This is a genomic window from Parabacteroides distasonis ATCC 8503 (assembly GCF_000012845.1).
GTDB lineage: Bacteria > Bacteroidota > Bacteroidia > Bacteroidales > Tannerellaceae > Parabacteroides > Parabacteroides distasonis.
Window position 1 is genome coordinate 4,344,859 of record NC_009615.1, and the last position, 21,272, is coordinate 4,366,130.

A 21,272-nucleotide genomic window follows, 5' to 3' on the forward strand; every position below is an offset into this window, starting at 1 on the left:
TTTTCGTTTGCTATTTGTTTGGAAAATCTTGTATAGCGGTCATAACCCTTAGCAAGTTCCCACCCCATATTTTCCGTATATCTTCTTCTGTATATCCTTCTTCTAAAAGTCGGACGGTAATGTTAATCAACTCATTGGTAGCCGAGCAACCGATCAGTTCCCCGTCTCCGTCAAAATCCGAGCCGATTCCTACATGATCGATACCGATTAAATCCACGATATGATTGATATGGCGGATAGCGTCGCTTAAAGAAGCTTTTTCCTCTTCCTTATTGATGAATCCTTTGTATAGGCAGATTTGGGCGACACCCCCTTGAGCGGCCAGCGCTTTCAGTTGATCATCCGTTAAATTGCGGGGATGATCGCAAAGCGCACGTGCGGAAGAGTGGGAGGCTATGATTGGCGTCTCGCTCACTTCCAGTACCTGATAAAAGGTACTTTCCGCCGCATGCGAGATATCAACCATGATTCCTAATCGGTTCATCTCTTTTACCACTTCCTTACCGAAAGGACTTAGTCCTTTCCATTCCTGTTTTCCTCTAGCGGAATCACAAATATCGTTATCCCCATTATGGCATAAGGTGATATAAGAAACTCCCATCTCCTTGAACATTCGTAGGTTTTCGACCAGCTTCCCTAAAGCGTACCCGTTCTCGATGCCGAGGCAGATCGCTTTTTTCCCTTGCGCCTTAATCGTCCGGATCTCTTGGGGGGTAGTCGCTATAACCATCCGGTCCGGATGTAAGGTTTGCTGGCGTTTTACTTGATTCAGCCGTTCTATCGCATACGCTGTCGCTGCCTGTAAGGATGCCTCATCTCGTTTACCTTGCGGGATATAGGCGACCATAAAGGTTGCGTCGATACGCCCTTCTTCCATAAAAGGAAGATTCACTTTCCCTCCTTCTTTCTCCCCGATATTAAATTCACCGGGAAAGATCATTGGGGTATCTGTATGGGAATCGATCGTCACGATCCGTTGATGGATCGCTTTGGCTTTTGCGAAACGGCGGGCATTCTCGATATGGTAAGCGAATAGGGCTTTCATGGCCTCATCCCCTTGCGGAGCCATGGCCTCCGGATGCCATTGTACACCGAATATCGTTTTCTCCGTATGTTCCATAGCCTCATTGATTCCATCCGGGGCGGTCGCTGTCGCTCTAAATCCGGGGGCGACCTCTTTTACCGCTTGATGGTGGAAAGAGTTGACAAGGATTTGTTCTTCTCCATTGAAAATAGTACGTAGGCGGTTCATTCCCGGTTCGAGTGTTACCGTATGCGACGGATATTCCCGAGCCAATGTCTGGCTGTGTTTCAATAGAGCATGATTGGCTTGTGAATGGATGTCTTGATAGACACTTCCTTCGAACGCTACATTCATGATCTGATGCCCCCGGCAAATACCCATGATCGGAATTTGTCGGTTAGCGGCCAAGCGAAGCAATATCAAATCGTATTCGTCACGTAACGTATCTACGTCTTGCAATTGCGGGATAGGCTCCTCATGCAAATAGAGCGGATTGATGTCTCCACCCCCGCTCATAACTAATCCGTCTAGTTCGGAAACCAGTACGGTCAATGCTTTCAGATCCGTGATCACCGGGATAAGTACCGGGGCTCCCCCTGCGTCCAGCACGGCTTGCACGTAGGTCTCGGCTATACAGGAAAGTCCGTCTCTCCGGTTAGCGGATATTCCTATTCGGGGAGGTTGAAGGCTTTCTTTAGCCGGTATATAATTATCAACTTCTTTGTATAGGGCCTCTAGATTCGGACGACGGACTTTCATGATTTTAAGCATCTATGTTAGCATATGTAGCGTTTTCCTCGATAAACTCGCGGCGAGGGCCTACGTCTTCACCCATCAACATGGCGAAGATTTGGTCAGCCTCGGCTGCGTTGTCGATCGTGATCTGCTTTAACGTACGGTTTTCCGGGTTCATGGTCGTATCCCACAATTGATGGTCGTTCATTTCTCCCAAACCTTTGTATCGTTGTGTATGGATCGAGTTCTCGTTGCCTCCTCCATATTTTAAGATGAACTGCTGACGTTGTTGCTCGGTCCAGCAGTATTCCTCAACCTTACCTTTCTTACACAAATAGAGGGGAGGAGTCGCCAGATACACATATCCGTTCTCGATCAAGGAACGCATACGGCGGAAGAAGAAGGTCAAGATCAATGTGGCGATGTGGCTACCGTCCACATCGGCATCGGTCATGATAATCACCTTGTGGTAACGCAGCTTCTCCATGTTCAACGCTTTCGGGTCATCCTCCGTACCGACGGTTACGCCCATCGCGCGATAGATGTTCTGGATTTCCTCGCTTTCGAAGATCTTATGATCCATCGCTTTCTCCACGTTCAAGATCTTACCGCGCAATGGTAGGATCGCTTGGAAGTTACGGTCGCGTCCTTGCTTAGCCGTACCACCTGCGGAGTCTCCTTCGACAAGGAACAATTCGCAGATCGACGCGTCTTTAGAGGAACAGTCCGCCAATTTACCGGGAAGCCCACCTCCTGTCAGCGGAGATTTGCGTTGTACCAATTCGCGAGCCTTACGAGCGGCATGACGGGCTTGAGCGGCCAAGATCACCTTGTCGACGATTATTTTCGCCTCTTTCGGATGTTCTTCCAAATAATAGCCTAACGCCTCACCGATCGCCATATCCACTGCACCGGTAACCTCGCTATTACCCAGCTTCGTCTTTGTCTGTCCCTCGAACTGAGGTTCGGCTACCTTGATAGAGATAACGGCGGTCAAACCTTCACGGAAGTCATCCCCTTGAATCTCCACCTTGGCTTTCTCCAATAATTTAGAATCCTCGGCGTACTTTTTCAACGTACGGGTCAGGCCACGGCGGAAACCGGCTAAGTGTGTACCACCTTCTATCGTGTTAATATCATTTACGTAAGAGAATACGCTCTCATTGTAAGAAGTATTATAAGTTAACGCCACCTCGACAGGGATACCCTGCTTCTCGGTAACGATATGGATTACGTCTGGAATCAGTTTCTCTTTAGAACGGTCGATATAGCGGACAAACTCTTTCAATCCCTCATCCGAATGGAATACCTCGGACTTGAATGAACCGTCTTCTTTCAGAACTCGCTTATCTGTCAGACGTAGCGTAATACCAGCGTTCAAGAACGCTAATTCACGCAAACGGGTAGCCAAGATATCATACTTGTATTCCGTGACCGTAAAGATAGAACCGTCCGGCTTGAAAGAGATCGTAGTACCTGTTTTATCCGTATTATCGATAACCTGTACGTCGTGCAACGGCTTTCCGCAAGAGAACTCCTGCATATGTACTTTACCGTTCCTGCGAACTTCCGCTTTCAGATAAGTAGAGAGGGCGTTTACGCAAGATACACCCACACCGTGCAAACCACCGGATACTTTATAGGTTCCCTTGTCGAACTTACCGCCGGCGTGCAGCACCGTCAATACTACCTCCAAAGCTGATTTACCTTCTTTCTCATGAATATCCACGGGGATACCACGGCCGTCGTCGGTAACCGTGATCGAGTTGTCCTCATTGATTACCACGTCGATGTATGTACAATATCCGGCTAGCGCTTCGTCTATGGAGTTATCTACGACCTCATACACTAAGTGATGGAGACCTTTCTCGCTGGTATCGCCAATATACATGGATGGCCTTTTTCGTACTGCCTCTAACCCTTCAAGTACTTGAATACTATCTGCGGAGTACTCTGTAGAAGTATTCTTAATTTCTTCACTCATGAGTTTATCTTTCTTTAAAATCTGTAATTATCTATGTCCTCAAAAAAAATCTAACAAATGTAGTGATTTTTATCGAGATAGCGAAGTGGGGGATGTGAAAATAGCGAAAAAAGGACGGGTATAATAAAAAAGGAGAGAGATAAGCCATGAACTTATCTCTCTCCTTTTGGTTGGTAGCCCATAGGGGAATCGAACCCCTCTTTCAAGAATGAAAATCTTGCGTCCTAGCCGATAGACGAATGGGCCATTAGGTTTAAAAAAGCCGGGCTTATTGAGAGTCCGGCTTTATACTTGTAAAAGTAATTACCTTCTGCTTATGCTAGCGCATTAACGTGCTTAGCCAACTTAGATTTCAGATTACCGGCCTTGTTCTTGTGGATAACGTTCTTTTTTGCAAGCTTATCCAACATAGAGCATACCTTAGGGAATAAAGCTTGTGCCTCATTCTTGTCTTCAGTAGCGCGCAAAACTTTCATAGCGTTTCTAGCTGTCTTTGCGTAATATCTGTTACGCAAACGTCTTGCGTTTGTCTGTCTGATTCTCTTGATTGATGACTTATGATTTGCCATTTCTAGATCTTCTCTTTATTGTTTTTTAATCCTGTTTATTGTAGCCCATAGGGGAATCGAACCCCTCTTTCAAGAATGAAAATCTTGCGTCCTAGCCGATAGACGAATGGGCCAAAATGTCAAAGCTCTCACTTATAGCGTTCTAAGAAAGTGATTTCCCGATTGCGAGTGCAAAGATAGACGATCTCTCTGAACTGGCAAAACATTTCGAAGGAAAATTTAATGCTACTCACTGTTTTAACTTCTCTTTAGAACTTATATCTTCCAGATGAATTTCCAAGGCTTTAACGGAAATATTTATTTCCCAGATACATACACATAACGACGCCGCTAATAGCAATAAGGCTATGCCAAATATCCATGCGGCGAAAACCTGCCACGATACATAAATGAAGAACATAGCGATCACGCAGAGCAGCAAACTGAGTATTCCTAATATTTGCATGGAACGGGTCAGATAGAGCCTTTTCCGCAGGTTCGCTATCTGGGCGATATCCTTGGGGTCATGGGTTTGCTGATGCTTTTCTTTCAAGGCACGCACTACGCTGGCGTATGAAAGGAAGCGATTCGTATAGGCCAACAATATCAATGATATGGCGGAAAATAATAAAGAAGGGGTCGTTAAGTCCAACATAATTCTATACTTTAATTATATGTATAACGTTAATTTGAGTATCTTTGTTCTTAATCATCGTCGCAAAGATACGAATTATGTTGTGTAAAACGAGGGGGATTGTCTTGCATACGATCCCTTACAATGATAAATATTCTATTATATATATGTATACGGAGGCGTTTGGCCGGGCCTCGTATCTGGTTAGTCGTAGCCGAGGGAAGAAAAGCACGGTATCGAAGGCTTTGTTTATACCTTTGTCCGTTCTGGAAATGGAGGTGGAGCACTTGAATAAGCGGGACTTGCACCGGATTAAGGAGACCCGCATTTGTTTTCCGCTGAATGATGTTTGTTGTGATCCGGTTAAGAATGTATTGGCGCTTTTCCTCTCGGAGGTTCTTTTTAGGGTCGTGAAAGATACGGAGCCGGATCCCCGTTTATTTGATTATTTATACGAGTCCATACATCTATTGGAGTATGCGGATAAAGGTATCGCTAATTTTCATATGGTTTTCTTGTTAGGTCTTCTCCACCATCTCGGTATTTTCCCGAATATGGAATCGCATAGGGTGGGATATTATTTCGATATGTTGAATGGGGTGTTTACGGATCATATCCCGATGCATCGGCATTATTTAAATAAGGTGGAGAGCGCTTTCTTTTCCCGTTTGCTGCGTATCAGTTTTGAGAATATGTCGCTTTATGGTTTTTCCCGGCAAGAGCGGGCCCGTATTATTCATCGTATTCTTGAGTATTACCGTCTACATCTCCCGGATTTTCCGGAAATCAAATCGTTATCGGTGATGCAAAGCTTATTTGATTGATCTATTTGATGTTATATTAGCTCTTGAAAACACGTACGTGTTTTTTGAAAAAGACGTACATGTTTTTCCGGAAACACGTACATGTTTTTTCGGAAATAATGAGAAGCTTCCGGATAGGCGGGAAAAACATCCGATAACGGTTGCCTATTTGAGGAAAAGATTATACTTTTGCAATCTCAAAAGAGTTGGTCTTGTAGTTCAACGGATAGAATAGAAGTTTCCTAAACTTTAGATCCGGGTTCGATTCCCGGCGAGACTACTATATGAATATTAGATGTATTTCCACAAGCTCGTTGTTCATGCAATCTTCGTTTGTCATAGCTGTAATGTCTTAATTTTGATCTTATGGAACTTTATCAAGTATTTTCTCGCCGATCATGGGTGTAAGAAGTTTATAGGATTGCGGTTTTGATGCTTTATGGATATTTTCCAGTGGCTCGTACCAAGGATGTTTGCTCAAGGCATATTTGGAATGATGTACCGTGAGCACCTGTTTGGGGTGCAAATCTTTGATAGCGAGTGGAAGATCATCAGGCATTAGATGTATATAACGCCAGTCTTCATTATATTGTCCGTTTTCCATGATGGCTAGATCTATTTGTGGAAATCTTTTGCCGATCTCCGCAAAATGGGTATCGTACCCTCCGTCTCCCGATAGATATATTTGTTGCTTACCGTCTATCATAAATGAGGCCCATAGCGTTTGGGCGTTTTTTAATAATCGGTTTGAGAAATGACGGGCGGGCAAGCAGTATATTTGGCAGTCGTTATCAATGCGATAACTATCATACCAATCCATTTCCACGATGTGTTCCGGAGAGAATCCCCAATATTCAAAATATTCCCCTACGCCTAGTCCGCAGATTATGGTTCCTATACGATCTTTCAGTTGTTTAACCGTATAATAATCCAAATGATCCCAATGCTCGTGGGTAATTATCAAGAAATCAATATCAGGGATGTCCTCCGGCTTGTAGAGATCTGTGCCTTTAAATGGCTGAAACATCAAGGAGGCCGGAAACCTATTTGTTAATACGGGATCTATCAGAAATCGCTTGCCCCCGTTTTGGATCAAATAAGATGAATGACCAAACCAAATAACAAGGTCTTCATTTCGGTCCAGATGAAGTAAATCCGTTTTTACGGTCGGTAAACTTTTATGGGGTTTTAAATCGGGTTGTTTTCCAAAGAAGAAGTCCCAAAATACTTGTACCCCTCCTTTTTTCATCGTTGTAGTTGGTGTAAGATGGATATTATGGAATTTCCCATCCCGGTAATTGGGCGAGCGCTTGATTCGCTCCAATCTCTCTCCCCGGGGTAAATGTCCGAATGCGGGATGGTAGAATATAATGGATGCCGTCCCTATCAGTAAAACTACAAATAGTAGAATTGAGATCATAACTTTTTTATGTTTCATTTTTACGATCGTGGAGAGTTGGGACAAGGCCGGCGCCTCTATGTGATTGAGTACATAATTGGTAGTGTATTCTTTAATAGGCCTTAAACGTTACCCATTCGCCATTATATAGACATTTAAAAGTCCGACCACTAATCCATACGTTCTCTAGTGTTGTTTGGCCGTCTTCATAGTCCATATAAAGTATATCGGTATAGTAATTGTCCCAGTCCCAGTAGAATGGAATTTCCTCTCGATCTATGCGTCCGCTTGGGTAATGATAAATTCTTGTATCCCATCCTTTCCCATCCGGATTAAATGTAAGTTGCTGCTCACAATCCAAGCCGTCTACGACAAACCAATCTGTCCATACATAATTACATAAATCATAGGTGATTTCCTCATACGGATCATAATACGGATCCTCCTCGCAACTACTGAACCCGCATAAGACGGCGATCAATAAGAATATGTTTATTAAATATCTTTTAGCCATAACTCTATACCTTTAAATACGATTCGGAGGTAAAGATACAAATTTAAGGAAAGGATATTTCTTTTTTTTATATCTTTAGCGCAAAATTTTCAGATATATGCAAAAAACATTACGCATTAAGAACGATATTCATGAGCTTTCCATGATGAATGAGTTCTTGGAAGAAGCTGGAGAAGAATTGGGATTAAGCACCGCTTTCATGATGAGCCTGAATCTGGTGATGGAAGAAGCTGTCTCAAATATAATTTTTTATGCGTATAAGGGAGATGTTGAGGATGCCGTAGACATTTCGTTGGTCAGGGAAGGTGGGGAATTGATCGTGACTTTGATAGATCATGGGATTGCTTTCGATCCGACTTTAAGAAAAGACCCTGATATTACTTTATCTGCCGAAGACCGTCCAATCGGAGGGTTGGGTATTTTCTTGATCAAGAAGATTATGGATGAGGTCTCTTATCAGAGAGTAGATGAGCGGAATGTCTTTATCATGAAGAAAAAAATAACCGAATAAAATATAAAGATATGGAAGTAGTTATTGACCAAAAAGGCGAAGAGACTGTAATTAAGATCAAAGGAAGATTGGATACGAATACGGCTCGCGAATGCGAGGAAAAGGTTTTGCCGGTATGGGAGAATCCGGGAGTAAAAGTATGTGTCGATTGTTCTGATTTGGAATATGTGAGTAGTGCGGGCCTCCGATTGTTTTTAATATTACAAAAAATGACGACTGCCAAGAAAGGGTCTTTACGTTTGATCGGTATGCGGAATGTGGTTCGTGAGACCTTTAGTTTGACGGGATTTAACGCTCTCTTCAAGATAGAAGACGCAAAATAAGTGTGAAGGTTAGGAAAAAGGTAGCCGGTGTGTCAAATTTGGCACACCGGCTTTGTATTAATCTTTTAGATCTTTGTCGATGGGGCTATCCCATTTGCCACCGTTTAATATATCAAGGGTGAAGGTATCGTCTGATTCCTTCGGGGTGTAGAGAATCCCAGTATAACGAATAATGTGATTTATGAGAGGCAGGATGTCATTAACCTCTCTTTCCCGGGTTACTTCATTTATCTGATTTTTGGCCGAGAGGTGTGCTTTGAGCATGAATTCCGGAGCCGGGATAAACGTGAAGAAGGAATGGGAGAAATTTGTTTTCCCGATATCAGAGTCGTTAAAAGTGTCGGTTTGTGTATAAGGCGTGTTTTGAGAAATGCCATTCCCAGTGGTTAAGTCAATCTTGTTTTGATAATTGGAGACATTTATCGTGAAGCTTTTTAGGGCTTTAGGTACGCCATCGGCGGATATGAACTCTATTTTGCCGACGATTCTTTGTAAGGTGATATCTTTAATGATTCTTTCTCCCGCTTGTACTTCTTGGGTGAGAAAAAGATGAAACGTATCTGAGACTTTACTGAATAGTGCGGTTTGTCCGGACACGGAGATATTCTTGTCTGAGTGGGCTAGGAAACAAATATGATAGTCGCCGGAGGGCAGTGAATCATAAATGATCGTGAAATCCGGATCTTGAGGCGTGAATTGCTTATGTTTTACCAGAATGTCCGGTTTTCCGCTTTGGTATACGATATAATCGATCCGGTTGTATAAATTATCCGGATCGATATCCGGTGTAGAAGGATCTTCTTCGGCATCGGGATTTTGGGGAATAGGCTCAGGGATATTCAGCTCGGGAATACTCTTGGTTACGGGGAAGGGTAATACTTCCTTTTGTAAATCGATCGTAAACTGTATGGGGGATAATTCCTCTTGTAGGTCGGGGTTAGGTACTTCCTTTTCCGTTCCATTACAACAACAAAAACAAAGCAGACAGGCGATAGCCACTAATTCATTTTTCTTCATAGTTGATATTTTTGGTAAATGTTTGACGCAAAGGAACGATATATTTTGTGAATTAAAAAATATTAAGCTGTTAAATTGGCGTACGCAGGGTTATTTTTCATAGCTTTGTGAATCAACAATGTAATTACCTTAGTTTAATAAAACGGAATAATACCATGAAACGAAAAATCAGAATGGGAATGGTCGGTGGAGGACAAGGCTCGTTTATCGGGGCCGTTCATCGTATCGCCGCTAATTTAGACGGACAGATCGAGTTGGTCTGTGGATGCTTCAGTTCTCGCCCGGAGAATTCATTGGCTACCGGACAATCTTTATTTTTACCGGATAATCGTATTTACGCATCTTATCAGGAAATGATAGAGAAAGAGGCCACCCTGCCTGAAGGCGAACGGATGGATTTTGTGTCTATCGTTACCCCGAATCATGTGCATTTCGGTCCGGCCATGATGGCGTTGGAACATGGTTTCCATGTCGTACTGGATAAACCGATGACATATACCTTGGATGAGGCGAAGCAATTACGAGACAAAGTGAAGGAAACCGGAAAATTGTTTATGCTGACTCATACCTATACCGCTTACCCGATGGTGAAGGAGGCTCGGGAAAGGGTACGCAGGGGCGATTTAGGTAAGATACGCCGTATTTATGTGGAATATCCTCAAGGCTGGCTATATAATGACTGCGCTGATGTTAATAAGCAGGCGGCTTGGCGGGTGGATCCCAATCGGTCGGGTAAGGCCGGTTGCATGGGGGATATCGGGACTCATGCGTTTAATCTGGCGGAATATATAACAGGGCTGAAGGCCGTGGAATTATGCGGTGAATTGAATACCTTCGTGCCGGATCGTCTTTTGGATGATGATGGGGCGGCATTGATCCGTTATGAGGGAGGCGCGAAAGGGGTGCTGACCGCTAGTCAGATCGCCGTAGGTGTAGAGAATGGCTTGAATATTCGTGTGTATGGAGAGAAAGGTGGGTTGGAATGGCGTCAAGAAGAACCGAATACGATGATTATGCGTTGGCCGGATCGTCCGGCGGAGATCATCCGTACTTCCAATGGATATATGTCGGGTATCGCCGCTCATAATTCCCGTACGCCGGGCGGGCATCCGGAAGGCTATATAGAGGCATTCGCTAATTTGTATCGGAATTTCGCCTTGGCTTTGCGATCGATTCTGGCTGGTGAGGAACCGGCTCCTGAAACCTTGGATTTCCCTTCCGCCGAAGACGGTGTCCGTGGCATGCGGTTTATCGAGACGATTGTAGCTACCGGATCGACAGAGAATAAATGGATAAAAATAATCGACTAAAAATAATACTATATATGGCACGTCCTGTAACATTATATACCCTCCAGTGGGGAGATTTATCACTGGAAACAGTTTGTCAAAAAGCGAAAGAATTCGGATACGACGGTGTGGAATTGGGACTTCCCGATCATGTGGATGTCCGACGTACGGATACGGCTTATTATCAAGGAATCAAGGATCTGTTAAAGAAATATGACTTACGGCTTTATGCGATCTCTACCCATCTGGTTGGACAAGCTGTTTGCGATAATATCGATGAGCGTCATAAGGCAATCTTGCCGGATTACATTTGGGGAGATGGCGATCCGGAAGGGGTTCACCAACGGGCTACCGAGGAGATGATCCGGACCGCCCATGCGGCAAAGATGTTGGGAGTCGATACGGTTGTAGGTTTTACGGGTAGTTCTATTTGGCATTATTTGTATTCTTTCCCTCCGGTAACGGACGCTATGATACAAAAGGGGTATGATGATTTCGCCCGTCGCTTTACGCCCATCTTGGATGAGTTTCAGAAACTGGGTGTACGTTTTGCGTTGGAGGTACATCCTACAGAGATCGCGTTCGATACTTTTTCCGCACGCAGGGCATTGGAGGCGGTAAATAACCATCCTGCTTTCGGTTTTAACTATGATCCGAGTCATCTAGGATATCAAGGGGTGGACTATGTGGATTTCATCTATCAGTTTCCGGAGCGTATCTTCCATGTGCATATGAAGGACGTATATTGGAGTGATACCCCTAAGCAGGTGGGTATATTCGGCGGTCATGTTACTTTCGGCGATCCCCGTCGATATTGGAATTTCCGTAGCTTAGGACGAGGAAAGATTAATTTTGAGGAGATTATCCGTGCTTTGAATTCAATTGGCTATCAAGGTCCGCTTTCCGTGGAATGGGAAGATAGCGCTATGGATCGGGAACATGGGGCACGGGAATCTTGCGAATTGGTGAAGAGAGTGGATTTCCAACCTTCCGCCCATGCGTTCGACGCTTGTTTCGGAAAGGAATAAATAATTATTAATTACAAAAAACACGAGATTTGATGAGTGTGAGAAAGTGGATGTTTGCCGGGGCCTTGTTATTGGCCGCCGGCTTGAGTTCTTTGGGATTTGCCCAAAAACCGGGGTTGAAGTTTAATCCGGATAAGAAGTTTAAGATTGTACAGTTTACGGACTTGCATGTGAAATGGCAAGACCCTCGTTCGGACATCGCTTTTGAGCGTATGAACCAAGTGTTGGATGACGAGAAACCGGACTTGGTGATTTTTACGGGAGATATTATCTATAGCAAGCCTGCGTTGGAAAATATGCGGAATGTATTGAAGAAAGTCTCCGACCGTAAAATACCATTCTCCATTGTTTTCGGAAATCATGATAATGAGCAGGGGGCGACAAAAGAGGAGTTGCTGAAAGTAGCCGAAAGCCTACCGTATAGTTTAACGGCGGATGAGGTTCCCGAAATCTCAGGCGTGGGTAATTACGCCTTGACCGTACGTTCCTCCGACGGGAAGAAGGATGCTTTCGTCTTGTATTGCATCGATTCGAATACCTATTCAACTATCAAGGGGGTAAAAGGATACGATTATATTAAGCGTGACCAGATCGATTGGTATTGTAAGAAAAGCGCAGAGTTTACCCGGAATAACGGGGGAGAGCCGGTTCCTTCTTTGGCTTTCTTCCATATTGCGTTGCCGGAGTTTAATCAAGCGGCTTCCGATGAGAATGCCCAACTCTATGGCATACGTAGGGAAAAGGCATGCGCTCCGGCCTTGAATTCCGGCTTATTTACGGCGATTAAGGAGAACGGGGACGTGATGGGTATATTTGTCGGTCATGATCATGACGATGATTATGCGGTTTGCTGGTATGACGTATTATTGGCTTACGGTCGTTTTACGGGTGGTCCGACGGAATACATCCATATACCAAATGGAGCACGTGTGATCGAATTGAACGAGGGAGCCCGTACCTTCAAGACTTGGATTCGTACGAAAGCCGGTGTAGAGCAGCTTACTACCTATCCGGATTCATTCGTGAAAGAGTGAGGATCTATATCATTCTGAAAATGATATAAAAACTGTATTCCTTATTGTTAAAGCTCTAAATTATATCTAACTTTGCGGTTGGTTGAAAAGTAAAAACTAGAGTATGAAGAAAATTAGAGCCGCCATCGTAGGTTATGGCAACATCGGGAAATATGTGTTAGAGGCCCTTGAAGCTGCCCCGGATTTTGAGGTAGCAGGTATTATTCGTCGTAATCCGAATGATATTCCGGACGAGTTGAAGGCATACACGGTTACTGATAGCATCACCAAGTTAGATAAGGTTGACGTAGCGGTTTTGGCTACTCCTACACGTAGCGTGGAAGAGCATGCGAAAGAGATTCTGGCTTTAGGCATCAATACTGTCGATAGTTTCGATATACACGGAGGTATCGTGGATTTACGTCGTTCTTTGGACGCTGTAGCGAAGGCTCATAATACGGTAGCTGTAATTTCTGCCGGTTGGGATCCGGGAAGCGACTCTGTGGTACGTGCTTTGTTAGAAGCGATGGTGCCGAAAGGTATTACTTATACGAACTTCGGTCCGGGAATGAGTATGGGGCATACGGTTGCCGTGAAGGCTATCGAAGGCGTGAAGGCGGCTTTAAGTATGACGATTCCTTTGGGAACAGGTGTACACCGTCGTATGGTTTATATCGAGGTAGAAGACGGATACGATTTCAAGCAAGTGTCTGCCGCTATCAAGGCGGATGATTATTTCGCTCATGATGAGACTCATGTAATGCAGGTTGAATGTGTCGATAATTTGTTGGACATGGGACATGGTGTGAACTTGGTTCGTAAAGGTGTATCGGGCAAGACTCAGAACCAGTTGATCGAATTCGATATGAAGATCAATAACCCTGCCTTGACCGCTCAAATCTTGGTTTCTGTCGCTCGTGCGAGCTTGAAGCAACAACCGGGCGCATATACGATGATCGAATTGCCGATAATCGATATGCTGTACGGCGAGAGAGAGAACTTAATTAGAAGACTCGTTTAATATAAGTTGATGGTTGACAGCTGGCAATTGACAGTTCGGGAAATCCTGACTTGCGATTGTCGACTGTCAATTGTCAATTGCCAACTGAAATAATTATGCTTGATTTTATTACATGGACTGCCGATCCCGCTATCTTTACCATCGGTTCCCGGGAGATTCGTTGGTATGGATTGGCTTTTGCGATTGGTTTCGCTATTGGCTATATGATTGTAGAGCGGATGTGGAAAAAAGAGGGACTGCCGCCCGCATGGATCGATTCCCTTTTGATTTATACGATGCTCGGTACGGTGATTGGTGCCCGTTTGGGGCATTGTTTGTTTTATGCGCCGGAATATTATTTAGCCAACCCGATTGAGATTTTCAAGATTTGGGAGGGAGGATTGGCTAGCCATGGTGGTACGTTAGGTATAATTATCGCCATTTATTTCTACTCGAAGCGAGTAAGCCATAAAAGTATGTTATGGGCTTTCGATAAGTTGGTGGTTCCGACAGGATTGGTAGCTGCTATGATTCGTCTGGGAAACCTGATGAATCATGAGATTTACGGTCATTCCACTGATTTGCCTTGGGGATTTCGTTTTATCGATAATTTACACGCATGGAGAATGGGGGCGGAGCCTATTTTTACAGCTCCGAGCCATCCGACGCAATTGTATGAGGCCGCTTGTTATCTGGTGACGTTCGCTATCTGTATGTGGCTATATTTCAAGAAAGAGGCATGGAAAAAGCAAGGACTTATCTTCGGCGTATTTATGATATGCGTATTCGGGTCTCGTTTCTTCATCGAATTCGTGAAAAATGACCAAGAGCCTTTCGAGGCTGGAATGATGTTGAATATGGGGCAATGGCTAAGTATCCCGTTTGTTTTGGCAGGGTGCTGGTTTGTCTGGAGAGCGCTAAGAAATGGAAAATTAAAAATTGAGAATTGAAAATTAGAGAGCACACGCTTTGTTATTTTCAATTTTTAATTATCAATTATCAATTAAAAAAGATGTACAAGTTAAAAGAAATTGCGGATAAAGTTTATTATGTAGGAGTTAATGACCGTCAAAAGGCCCTCTTCGAGAATATGTGGCCGTTGCCATACGGCGTTTCCTATAACTCGTACTTGATCGTAGACGAGAAAACCGTATTGATCGATACGGTCGATGTTTGTTACTCTGATATTTTCTTGAAAAAAGTAGCGGATGCCTTGGACGGACGTTCTTTGGATTATCTCGTGGTAAATCATATGGAGCCGGATCATGCGGGAAGTATCCGTTTGTTGCGTCAGCAATATCCGGACGTACAGATTGTCGGAAACAATAAGACTTTCGGAATGCTGGAAGGATATCATGGCATCAAGGAAGGCTTGTTTGAGGTGAAAGAGGGTGATACCTTGAATACGGGTCGTCATGAGCTTGTATTTTATATGGCTCCGATGGTGCATTGGCCGGAAGTGATGGTTACTTATGACGTTACGGATAAAATCGTATTCTCCGCGGATGCGTTCGGTACGTATGGCACATTGGATGGTGGTGTGATCGATACGGAGATGAACGTGGAGCATTATTGGGAAGAGATGATTCGCTATTACTCCAACATTGTCGGAAAATATGGAAGTCCAGTACAAAGGGCATTACAGAAGCTTTCGGGCTTGGATATCCAGACGATTTGCTCTACCCATGGACCTGTTTGGCGTGAATATGCGTCGAAAGCGATCGATATCTATGACCGTATGAGCCGCTACGAAGGTGAGGAAGGCGTGGTTATTATTTATGGCAGCATGTATGGTAACACGGAGCAGATGGCTGAGGCGATCGCCGCTTCTTTGGCTGATAATGGCATCAAGAATATTGTGATGCATAATGTTAGCAAAAGCCCTTCTTCTTATATCTTGAAAGATGTGTTCAAATATAAGGGAGTTATCGTAGGTAGCCCGACTTATAGCAATCAATTGTTCCCAGAGGTGGAAGCTGTGTTGAGTAAGATCGAGTTGCGTGAGGTGAAAAATCGTATTTTCGGTTATTTCGGGTCTTTCACATGGGCTGGAGCCGCCGTGAAACGTTTGGCGGCTTTTGGCGAGAAGATGAAGTGGGAGACTGTCGGTACGCCGGTTGAGCAGAAGCAAGGTTTAAGCGCTACTAAATACGAGGAGTGTTTAGCCTTGGGCAAGGAAATGGCTGGGAAATTGAAAATGGAGAATTGAGAATTGAAAAGTCTAAAGGCTCCGACAACAGATAAAACGAAAGCTATTAACAATAGATCTAATTTATAAACAAAAGAAAGGCGAGATGCGTAGATTGGGAATCCTTTAATTTTCAATTTCCAATTTTCAATTTTCAATTAAAAAAAGCGTAACGTTATGAGATTAATTATCGAACCTAATTACGAGCAACTCTCAAAATGGGCTGCCAATTATGTAGCAGCGAAGATCAAAGCCGCGAATCCAACCGCTGAAAAACCATTCGTACTGGGCTTGCCTACCGGATCTTCTCCGCTGGGTATGTACAAGAACCTGATTGAATTGAACAAGCAGGGTGTCGTATCGTTCCAGAACGTGATCACTTTCAATATGGATGAGTATGTCGGCCTTCCGAAAGATCATCCGGAAAGCTATCATTCTTTCATGTGGAATAATTTCTTCAGTCATATCGATATCAAACCGGAGAACGTAAATATCTTGAATGGTAACGCCGAGGATTTGGAGGCTGAGTGTGCGTCTTATGAGGCTCGCATGAAAGCGGTCGGTGGCGTAGACCTGTTCTTGGGTGGTATCGGTCCTGATGGCCATATTGCGTTCAATGAGCCGGGTTCATCTTTGAGTTCTCGTACTCGTATCAAGACGTTAACTACAGATACGATTATCGCTAACTCCCGTTTCTTTGATAATGACGTGAATAAAGTTCCGAAGACTTCTGTAACGGTTGGTGTAGGTACGGTTCTTGACGCTAAGGAGGTATTGATCATGGTAAATGGTCATAACAAGGCTCGTGCGTTGCAACAAGCCGTTGAGGGTGCCGTGAACCAAATGTGGACAATTACCGCCTTGCAGTTGCATCCGAAGGGAATCATTGTTTGCGATGAGGCGGCTTGTGCGGATCTTAAGGTAGGTACTTATAACTATTTCAAGGATATCGAGAAGGATCATCTTTGTCCTTGTTCATTGCTAAAATAAACGAATCTCAGATAGGGCTTTCTTTGAATGCCCATCATAAGGAGTTAAGAATGCCCATTGTAAGGAGTTTACGATGGGCATTCTTATAACCTTACGATGGGCATCGTTGTTTTAGGGCAATTGGTGGCTGCCGGCTGGCTTCCTCATAGAAGATATACTTCACTGGTTAGAGGAAATATACTTTTCCTGTCAGAGGATATATACTTCATTGACAAAGTCAGTACTACTTACTTTTTTGCGTTCTTGACGTAACGATCCAGCCATAGGTCACATTCATACAATAGATGTAATATGTTCTCTTTGGCGGCGTAGCCATGACTCTCATAGGGCAATACGACATAACGTGCGATCGCCCCGTGGCCTTTTAGGGCACTGAACAGGCGCTCGGATTGGATCGGAAAGGTTCCGGAGTTGTTATCCATCTCACCATGTATGATTAATAAAGCTCCATGTAGTTTATCGGCAGACATGAATGGCGACATGGCATTATATATTTCCGGTACTTCCCAATAAGTACGGGTCTCTGTTTGGAAGCCGAACGGGGTAAGCGTACGGTTGTAAGCCCCGCTACGTGCGATGCCGGCTTTGAACAGTTTGGTATGTGTTAATAGATTCGCTGTCATGAAAGCTCCATAGGAATGTCCTCCTACGGCTACACGATTCGGATCACCTACACCCATCTCGGAAATAACTTTTACGGCCGCCTCGGCGTTCATTGTCAATTGCTCAATGAAATCATCGTTCGGCTCCGCTCCCTCACTGGTACTAACGATCGGCATCTCGACATTTTCCATTATACAGAATCCACGTAAAACCCAATAGACGGGAGAACCATAGTTGATATTCGTAAACATGTATTGAGAACCTCGTACCTGAGAAGCCTCGGCCTTGCTTTTATATTCTCTCGGATAGGCCCACATTAAGACAGGTAATGGACCGTCCTTCGCTTTATCATATCCGGCAGGGAGGTATACGGTCGCTGTTAGATCCAAACCATCCGCACGTTTATACTTGATCTTTTGTTTGCTAACGTTTGCCATGGCCGGATATGGATTGGCGAAATGAGTCAATTGAGCGAATTTTTTCTTTTTCAAGTCACGAGAGCAGAGATTCGCTGGTTCTGTAATGGATTGACGTGAAGTGATCAATTGAAGCTTTTCCGGATTCGCTACCTTTAGGATGGTCTCATAATATCCGTCCTCGCAGCGCCAAAGTTCCGTGTTCTTTTTTGTTTTCAAATTGTAACGGCTAAGGTAAGGCATATCCCCTTTAGATGAGGCTCCTTGGGCAAGCATCAATAACTCATTGTGGGCTTTATTGGTATAAACGATATATTTACCATACGCATTTTTAATCGTAAGTGGATTTCCCGGATTGTTGTAATTATCGTCGGTGGATACATCGAATAATAGAACCGGAGACTCAGAAGAGCAAGGCTTAAAAGTAAATGTCCTGTTTTTACGAGTCTCCCGGGAAGTCTCGATCAATAAAGCGAAAGCATCGTCATTCCACAGGATGTTGCGGAAACGTTTCTCTGTCTTTGCGACTTCCTGTTTCTCGCTGTTGAACGGATAGCTTATTTGGTAGATAATATCCATGAAATCGGTCTTGTTTTGCTTAGGATCTCCTTTATCTTGCGCTTCCGCCCAGTAAACGGTAGCCGGTTGATCCGATCTCCATCCGAATTGACGGGGATAAGGCGAGGTCGTGTCATATCCCATCGGAATATTGACGGTTGGATTATCCGCTAACGTATAAATGGAATTGCCTTGTAAGTCTATGAGCTCGAACTTTTGTGGGAAGTTATATACCGGTACTTGATAGGAATACGGACGATGAACTGTCGCGATAAGTAGCAAGGATTTATCCGGGGATAATGAAAGCGTACTGCCGTAGATTGCCGGTTTTCCGATCTCGTACACAATGCCCTCTTTTATACGTACCAATTGGGAGGTGAAGTAATAGTCGAATAATTGCTCGTCGTACGGATTTTTCAGCAAGTCTTGATAGGTACGAGCGGGCATCACCTTTCCAGTACTTTCTTGAATGATGGGACCGGATGGGACTGTGGGTTTCTCCGGTGCCTTTCCCCTGTTTTCTGGAACCATAAGCGTAATAAACTCATTGTCGCTAATCCATAAGATCTCCGCTCCACTTGTCGCATTGATTTTACGGGTACTTACTTTCTGAGCTACGGGCTGTTCCGGGGTACAGTTATAAAGATATACGCCATTCGCTTCTTCCACGAATAGAGCTACCTTATTGGATGAAGGAGAGAATGAGGCTTCTGTGATTACCGCGTTGTCAGGAATTCCTTCAATCTTGATTTCTTCTTGAGTAGCGATGTTCATTAAACTGGCACCCGTATATTCGGCTTGCCGGCTCGTATTGAATGTTTCGGGACTGATACGCATTCCCGCTAATTTAAGCTCCGGTTGCGCAAGCTTGGCGATAGACCGGTACGGGGAACGCTCTAACTGGAGTGCCCACTGATTGTTATCACTAATTCGGATGATCGGGGATAATTTGGCTAGGGCCACTTCCTCTATTACGGCTGGAGGACGTTGATAATGTGTTTCTTGCGCTATTCCAGGACATATAAGCGCTAAAGAGAGCAGAGCTGAAAATAAATGATTTGTTTTCATAAATAGTGATATAAGAAATCCCCAAAGATAACCTGTTAAAGTATACTTTGGGGATTGTGATTAATGTAAGTTAACGTAAAAAGAGTGTTAATAGTTCTTTTCGATCAAGTCGTTGAAATCTGTTTCCTTTTTTGGAATCTCGAAGATCCAACCATCAGCATTCGGATCCTTGTGCAAGAAACCACAGAAAGTAGCGTCAAAATTAGACCCGGTTCTATCCAATGGCAAACCTAGACGTTTCAAGTCGAACCAACGGAAACCTTCGCCCCAAAGTTCGATACGGCGATGTGTCATGATCTCATCCGCTAGTTTTGCGCCAGTGTTACCCAAATCCTTGTACTCTGGATCACGTTCTTTCAACAAGGCTTGCAAATATTCCTTTGCTTTTGCGTCTTGATTGGAACGAGCGAAAGCCTCGGCTGCAGTCAAGTACATTTCGCTGATACGCATGAAGGCAAAATCACCTACAGCATCAGCTGTAGAGCGTGCCGTGAACTTGCGGTTCTGATAAACACGCTGGTTGTAAGAAGTTGCGGGTACTTCTGCCTTTCCTGTCGGATCCCACCATTGACGGCGAAGATCGGTTGGCGACATTAAGTCGTAAGTACTTTGGCTGATACATTTGATACCTGTGCGGATAGAGCTGGAGTTGAAGTTCCAAGACATATACGCATAGAAAGAGTAGAAATAAACCGTTTGGTCATTCTGTGTCATTGCGGCATACATCGCCTCTTTCGTAGCGGAAGTGATATTAGCGAAACCATTCATCAATTCAGACTGAGACATGATCTTACAGCCATCTTTCTCTGCTTCATTGATAGAATTCACTGCGGCCGTAGCTGCGTCTGCGTATTTCTGTTGAGTCAGAAGAGCACGTGCTTTCAATCCGTAAACCGATGCTAGGCTATAATGATTCTTATCATTTGGCTCATAGTCTGCCAATAAGTTCAACGCTTCGTCTAAGTCCCCGTGAATCTTTGTGTACACCTCTTCTACCGTATTACGTGCCATAGGCTCGATTTCCGGACTCGTACGATAAGGAACTCCCGGTTGAGAGTTGTCCTGTCCGTTACGATATGGTTTCGCATAATATTGTACTAGATTGAAATGACTCCATGCACGAATTGCCAAACACTCGCCCTTGATATGGTTCGCAAGCGCTTTTTCGCTATCTGTGAGTTTTGACTCATCGCTAAAGTTATCATTCAACGCTTTCAAGATGTTGTTTGCATTCAAAATGAACTTATAATAAGTTTCCCACTCACCGGAGTTGTACGAACTTGTTGCGTTCGTTGGATAACTCCAGTTTAAGAAACCTTGATGCCAAGTCTGCGTGTCCCATGTCAAATCATCAGCTAACGCTTCTCGACCGATGATGAAACCGGGCTCACCTCCCAAACCTTGGTTGCCTAAGTCTTGAGATACCATCTTACGATGAATACCGTTCAGTGCAAGATAAAGATTGTCGAGCGAAGTGGATACTGTCGTGAATGAAACGTTCTCGGTTGGGATTGTATCCATATAATCGCTGGAACAGCTTGTGCCGATCAGAGAGCCACTTAGAAGCAGTCCTGCTGCGATGTGTTTGAATAATTGTATATTTTTCATATCTTTTCCTTTGTTTGAT

19 protein-coding genes and 3 tRNA genes are annotated in these 21,272 nt (G+C 44.1%); 11 read left to right on the forward strand and 11 right to left on the reverse strand.

All coding sequences use genetic code 11. From position 1 onward, the window contains the following. Positions 1-10: 10 nt before the first annotated feature. The 6 genes from BDI_RS17740 to BDI_RS17765 form a co-directional block, all read right to left on the reverse strand. Entirely contained in the window at positions 11-1,795 is a 1,785-nt protein-coding gene (locus BDI_RS17740; protein ID WP_012056067.1) for a gamma-glutamyl-gamma-aminobutyrate hydrolase family protein, read from the reverse strand. Beyond that, positions 1,788-3,743: a DNA topoisomerase (ATP-hydrolyzing) subunit B gene (gyrB, locus tag BDI_RS17745; protein WP_012056068.1), complete on the reverse strand. Its 1,956-nt coding sequence runs from the start codon at positions 3,741-3,743 to the stop codon at positions 1,788-1,790. Before gyrB ends, BDI_RS17740 begins: the two co-directional genes overlap by 8 nt. A gap of 171 nt (positions 3,744-3,914) precedes the next feature. Then, positions 3,915-3,989: transfer RNA gene (locus tag BDI_RS17750), tRNA-Glu, on the reverse strand. A gap of 68 nt (positions 3,990-4,057) precedes the next feature. Next, positions 4,058-4,312, reverse strand: coding sequence for a 30S ribosomal protein S20 (gene rpsT, locus BDI_RS17755; RefSeq protein WP_005859369.1), 255 nt, complete (start codon positions 4,310-4,312; stop codon positions 4,058-4,060). A gap of 41 nt (positions 4,313-4,353) precedes the next feature. Next, positions 4,354-4,425 (reverse strand) — tRNA-Glu (locus BDI_RS17760). 116 nt (positions 4,426-4,541) lie between these two features. Further along, positions 4,542-4,946, reverse strand: coding sequence for a DUF2721 domain-containing protein (locus BDI_RS17765; RefSeq protein ID WP_005859368.1), 405 nt, complete (start codon positions 4,944-4,946; stop codon positions 4,542-4,544). A gap of 77 nt (positions 4,947-5,023) precedes the next feature. On the opposite strand from BDI_RS17765, the gene recO reads away from it, so the two are divergent. Both recO and BDI_RS17775 read left to right on the forward strand, forming a co-directional pair. Next, positions 5,024-5,749: a DNA repair protein RecO gene (recO, locus tag BDI_RS17770; RefSeq protein ID WP_010182204.1), complete on the forward strand. Its 726-nt coding sequence runs from the start codon at positions 5,024-5,026 to the stop codon at positions 5,747-5,749. A gap of 187 nt (positions 5,750-5,936) precedes the next feature. After that, positions 5,937-6,008 (forward strand) — tRNA-Arg (locus tag BDI_RS17775). Between the two features lie 84 nt (positions 6,009-6,092). Here BDI_RS17775 and BDI_RS17780 read toward each other — a convergent pair. Then, entirely contained in the window at positions 6,093-7,148 is a 1,056-nt protein-coding gene (locus tag BDI_RS17780) for an MBL fold metallo-hydrolase (RefSeq protein ID WP_012056070.1), read from the reverse strand. A gap of 91 nt (positions 7,149-7,239) precedes the next feature. Next, positions 7,240-7,641, reverse strand: coding sequence for a hypothetical protein (locus BDI_RS17785; RefSeq protein WP_012056071.1), 402 nt, complete (start codon positions 7,639-7,641; stop codon positions 7,240-7,242). Between the two features lie 97 nt (positions 7,642-7,738). On the opposite strand from BDI_RS17785, the gene BDI_RS17790 reads away from it, so the two are divergent. Then, positions 7,739-8,152 (forward strand): ATP-binding protein, encoded by a 414-nt coding sequence (locus BDI_RS17790; protein ID WP_012056072.1) that lies wholly within the window; start codon positions 7,739-7,741, stop codon positions 8,150-8,152. Between the two features lie 11 nt (positions 8,153-8,163). Then, positions 8,164-8,475: an STAS domain-containing protein gene (locus tag BDI_RS17795; RefSeq protein ID WP_005859339.1), complete on the forward strand. Its 312-nt coding sequence runs from the start codon at positions 8,164-8,166 to the stop codon at positions 8,473-8,475. Positions 8,476-8,532: 57 nt separating this feature from the next. On the opposite strand, the gene BDI_RS17800 is transcribed toward BDI_RS17795, so the two are convergent. Then, the gene (locus tag BDI_RS17800; protein ID WP_012056073.1) at positions 8,533-9,492 is read right to left on the reverse strand and encodes a hypothetical protein; all 960 of its coding nucleotides are present in this window, start codon (positions 9,490-9,492) and stop codon (positions 8,533-8,535) included. Positions 9,493-9,647: 155 nt separating this feature from the next. Here BDI_RS17800 and BDI_RS17805 point away from each other — a divergent pair, with 155 nt between their 5' ends. The 7 genes from BDI_RS17805 (at position 9,648) to nagB (ending at position 17,000) form a co-directional block, all read left to right on the forward strand. After that, entirely contained in the window at positions 9,648-10,802 is a 1,155-nt protein-coding gene (locus tag BDI_RS17805) for a Gfo/Idh/MocA family protein (protein ID WP_008779233.1), read from the forward strand. Positions 10,803-10,816: 14 nt separating this feature from the next. Further along, positions 10,817-11,809: a sugar phosphate isomerase/epimerase family protein gene (locus BDI_RS17810; RefSeq protein ID WP_005859333.1), complete on the forward strand. Its 993-nt coding sequence runs from the start codon at positions 10,817-10,819 to the stop codon at positions 11,807-11,809. 32 nt (positions 11,810-11,841) lie between these two features. Then, a complete protein-coding gene (locus BDI_RS17815) occupies positions 11,842-12,843 on the forward strand; it encodes a metallophosphoesterase family protein (RefSeq protein WP_080504988.1) in 1,002 nt (333 codons plus the stop codon). Between the two features lie 103 nt (positions 12,844-12,946). After that, positions 12,947-13,843: a diaminopimelate dehydrogenase gene (locus tag BDI_RS17820; RefSeq protein WP_005867618.1), complete on the forward strand. Its 897-nt coding sequence runs from the start codon at positions 12,947-12,949 to the stop codon at positions 13,841-13,843. Positions 13,844-13,938: 95 nt separating this feature from the next. Further along, complete coding sequence (gene lgt, locus BDI_RS17825; protein ID WP_005859327.1) at positions 13,939-14,772, forward strand: prolipoprotein diacylglyceryl transferase; 834 nt, start codon at positions 13,939-13,941, stop codon at positions 14,770-14,772. A gap of 62 nt (positions 14,773-14,834) precedes the next feature. Beyond that, positions 14,835-16,031, forward strand: coding sequence for an FprA family A-type flavoprotein (locus BDI_RS17830; protein WP_005859325.1), 1,197 nt, complete (start codon positions 14,835-14,837; stop codon positions 16,029-16,031). Between the two features lie 156 nt (positions 16,032-16,187). Continuing rightward, positions 16,188-17,000 carry a glucosamine-6-phosphate deaminase gene (gene nagB / locus BDI_RS17835; protein WP_005859323.1) on the forward strand — a complete coding sequence of 271 codons (813 nt, stop codon included), beginning with the start codon at positions 16,188-16,190 and terminating at the stop codon, positions 16,998-17,000. Positions 17,001-17,227: 227 nt separating this feature from the next. Here nagB and BDI_RS17840 read toward each other — a convergent pair whose 3' ends face one another. Next, positions 17,228-19,645: an alpha/beta hydrolase family protein gene (locus BDI_RS17840; protein WP_012056075.1), complete on the reverse strand. Its 2,418-nt coding sequence runs from the start codon at positions 19,643-19,645 to the stop codon at positions 17,228-17,230. 87 nt (positions 19,646-19,732) lie between these two features. After that, complete coding sequence (locus BDI_RS17845) at positions 19,733-21,253, reverse strand: RagB/SusD family nutrient uptake outer membrane protein (RefSeq protein ID WP_005859319.1); 1,521 nt, start codon at positions 21,251-21,253, stop codon at positions 19,733-19,735. Positions 21,254-21,272: the final 19 nt, after the last annotated feature.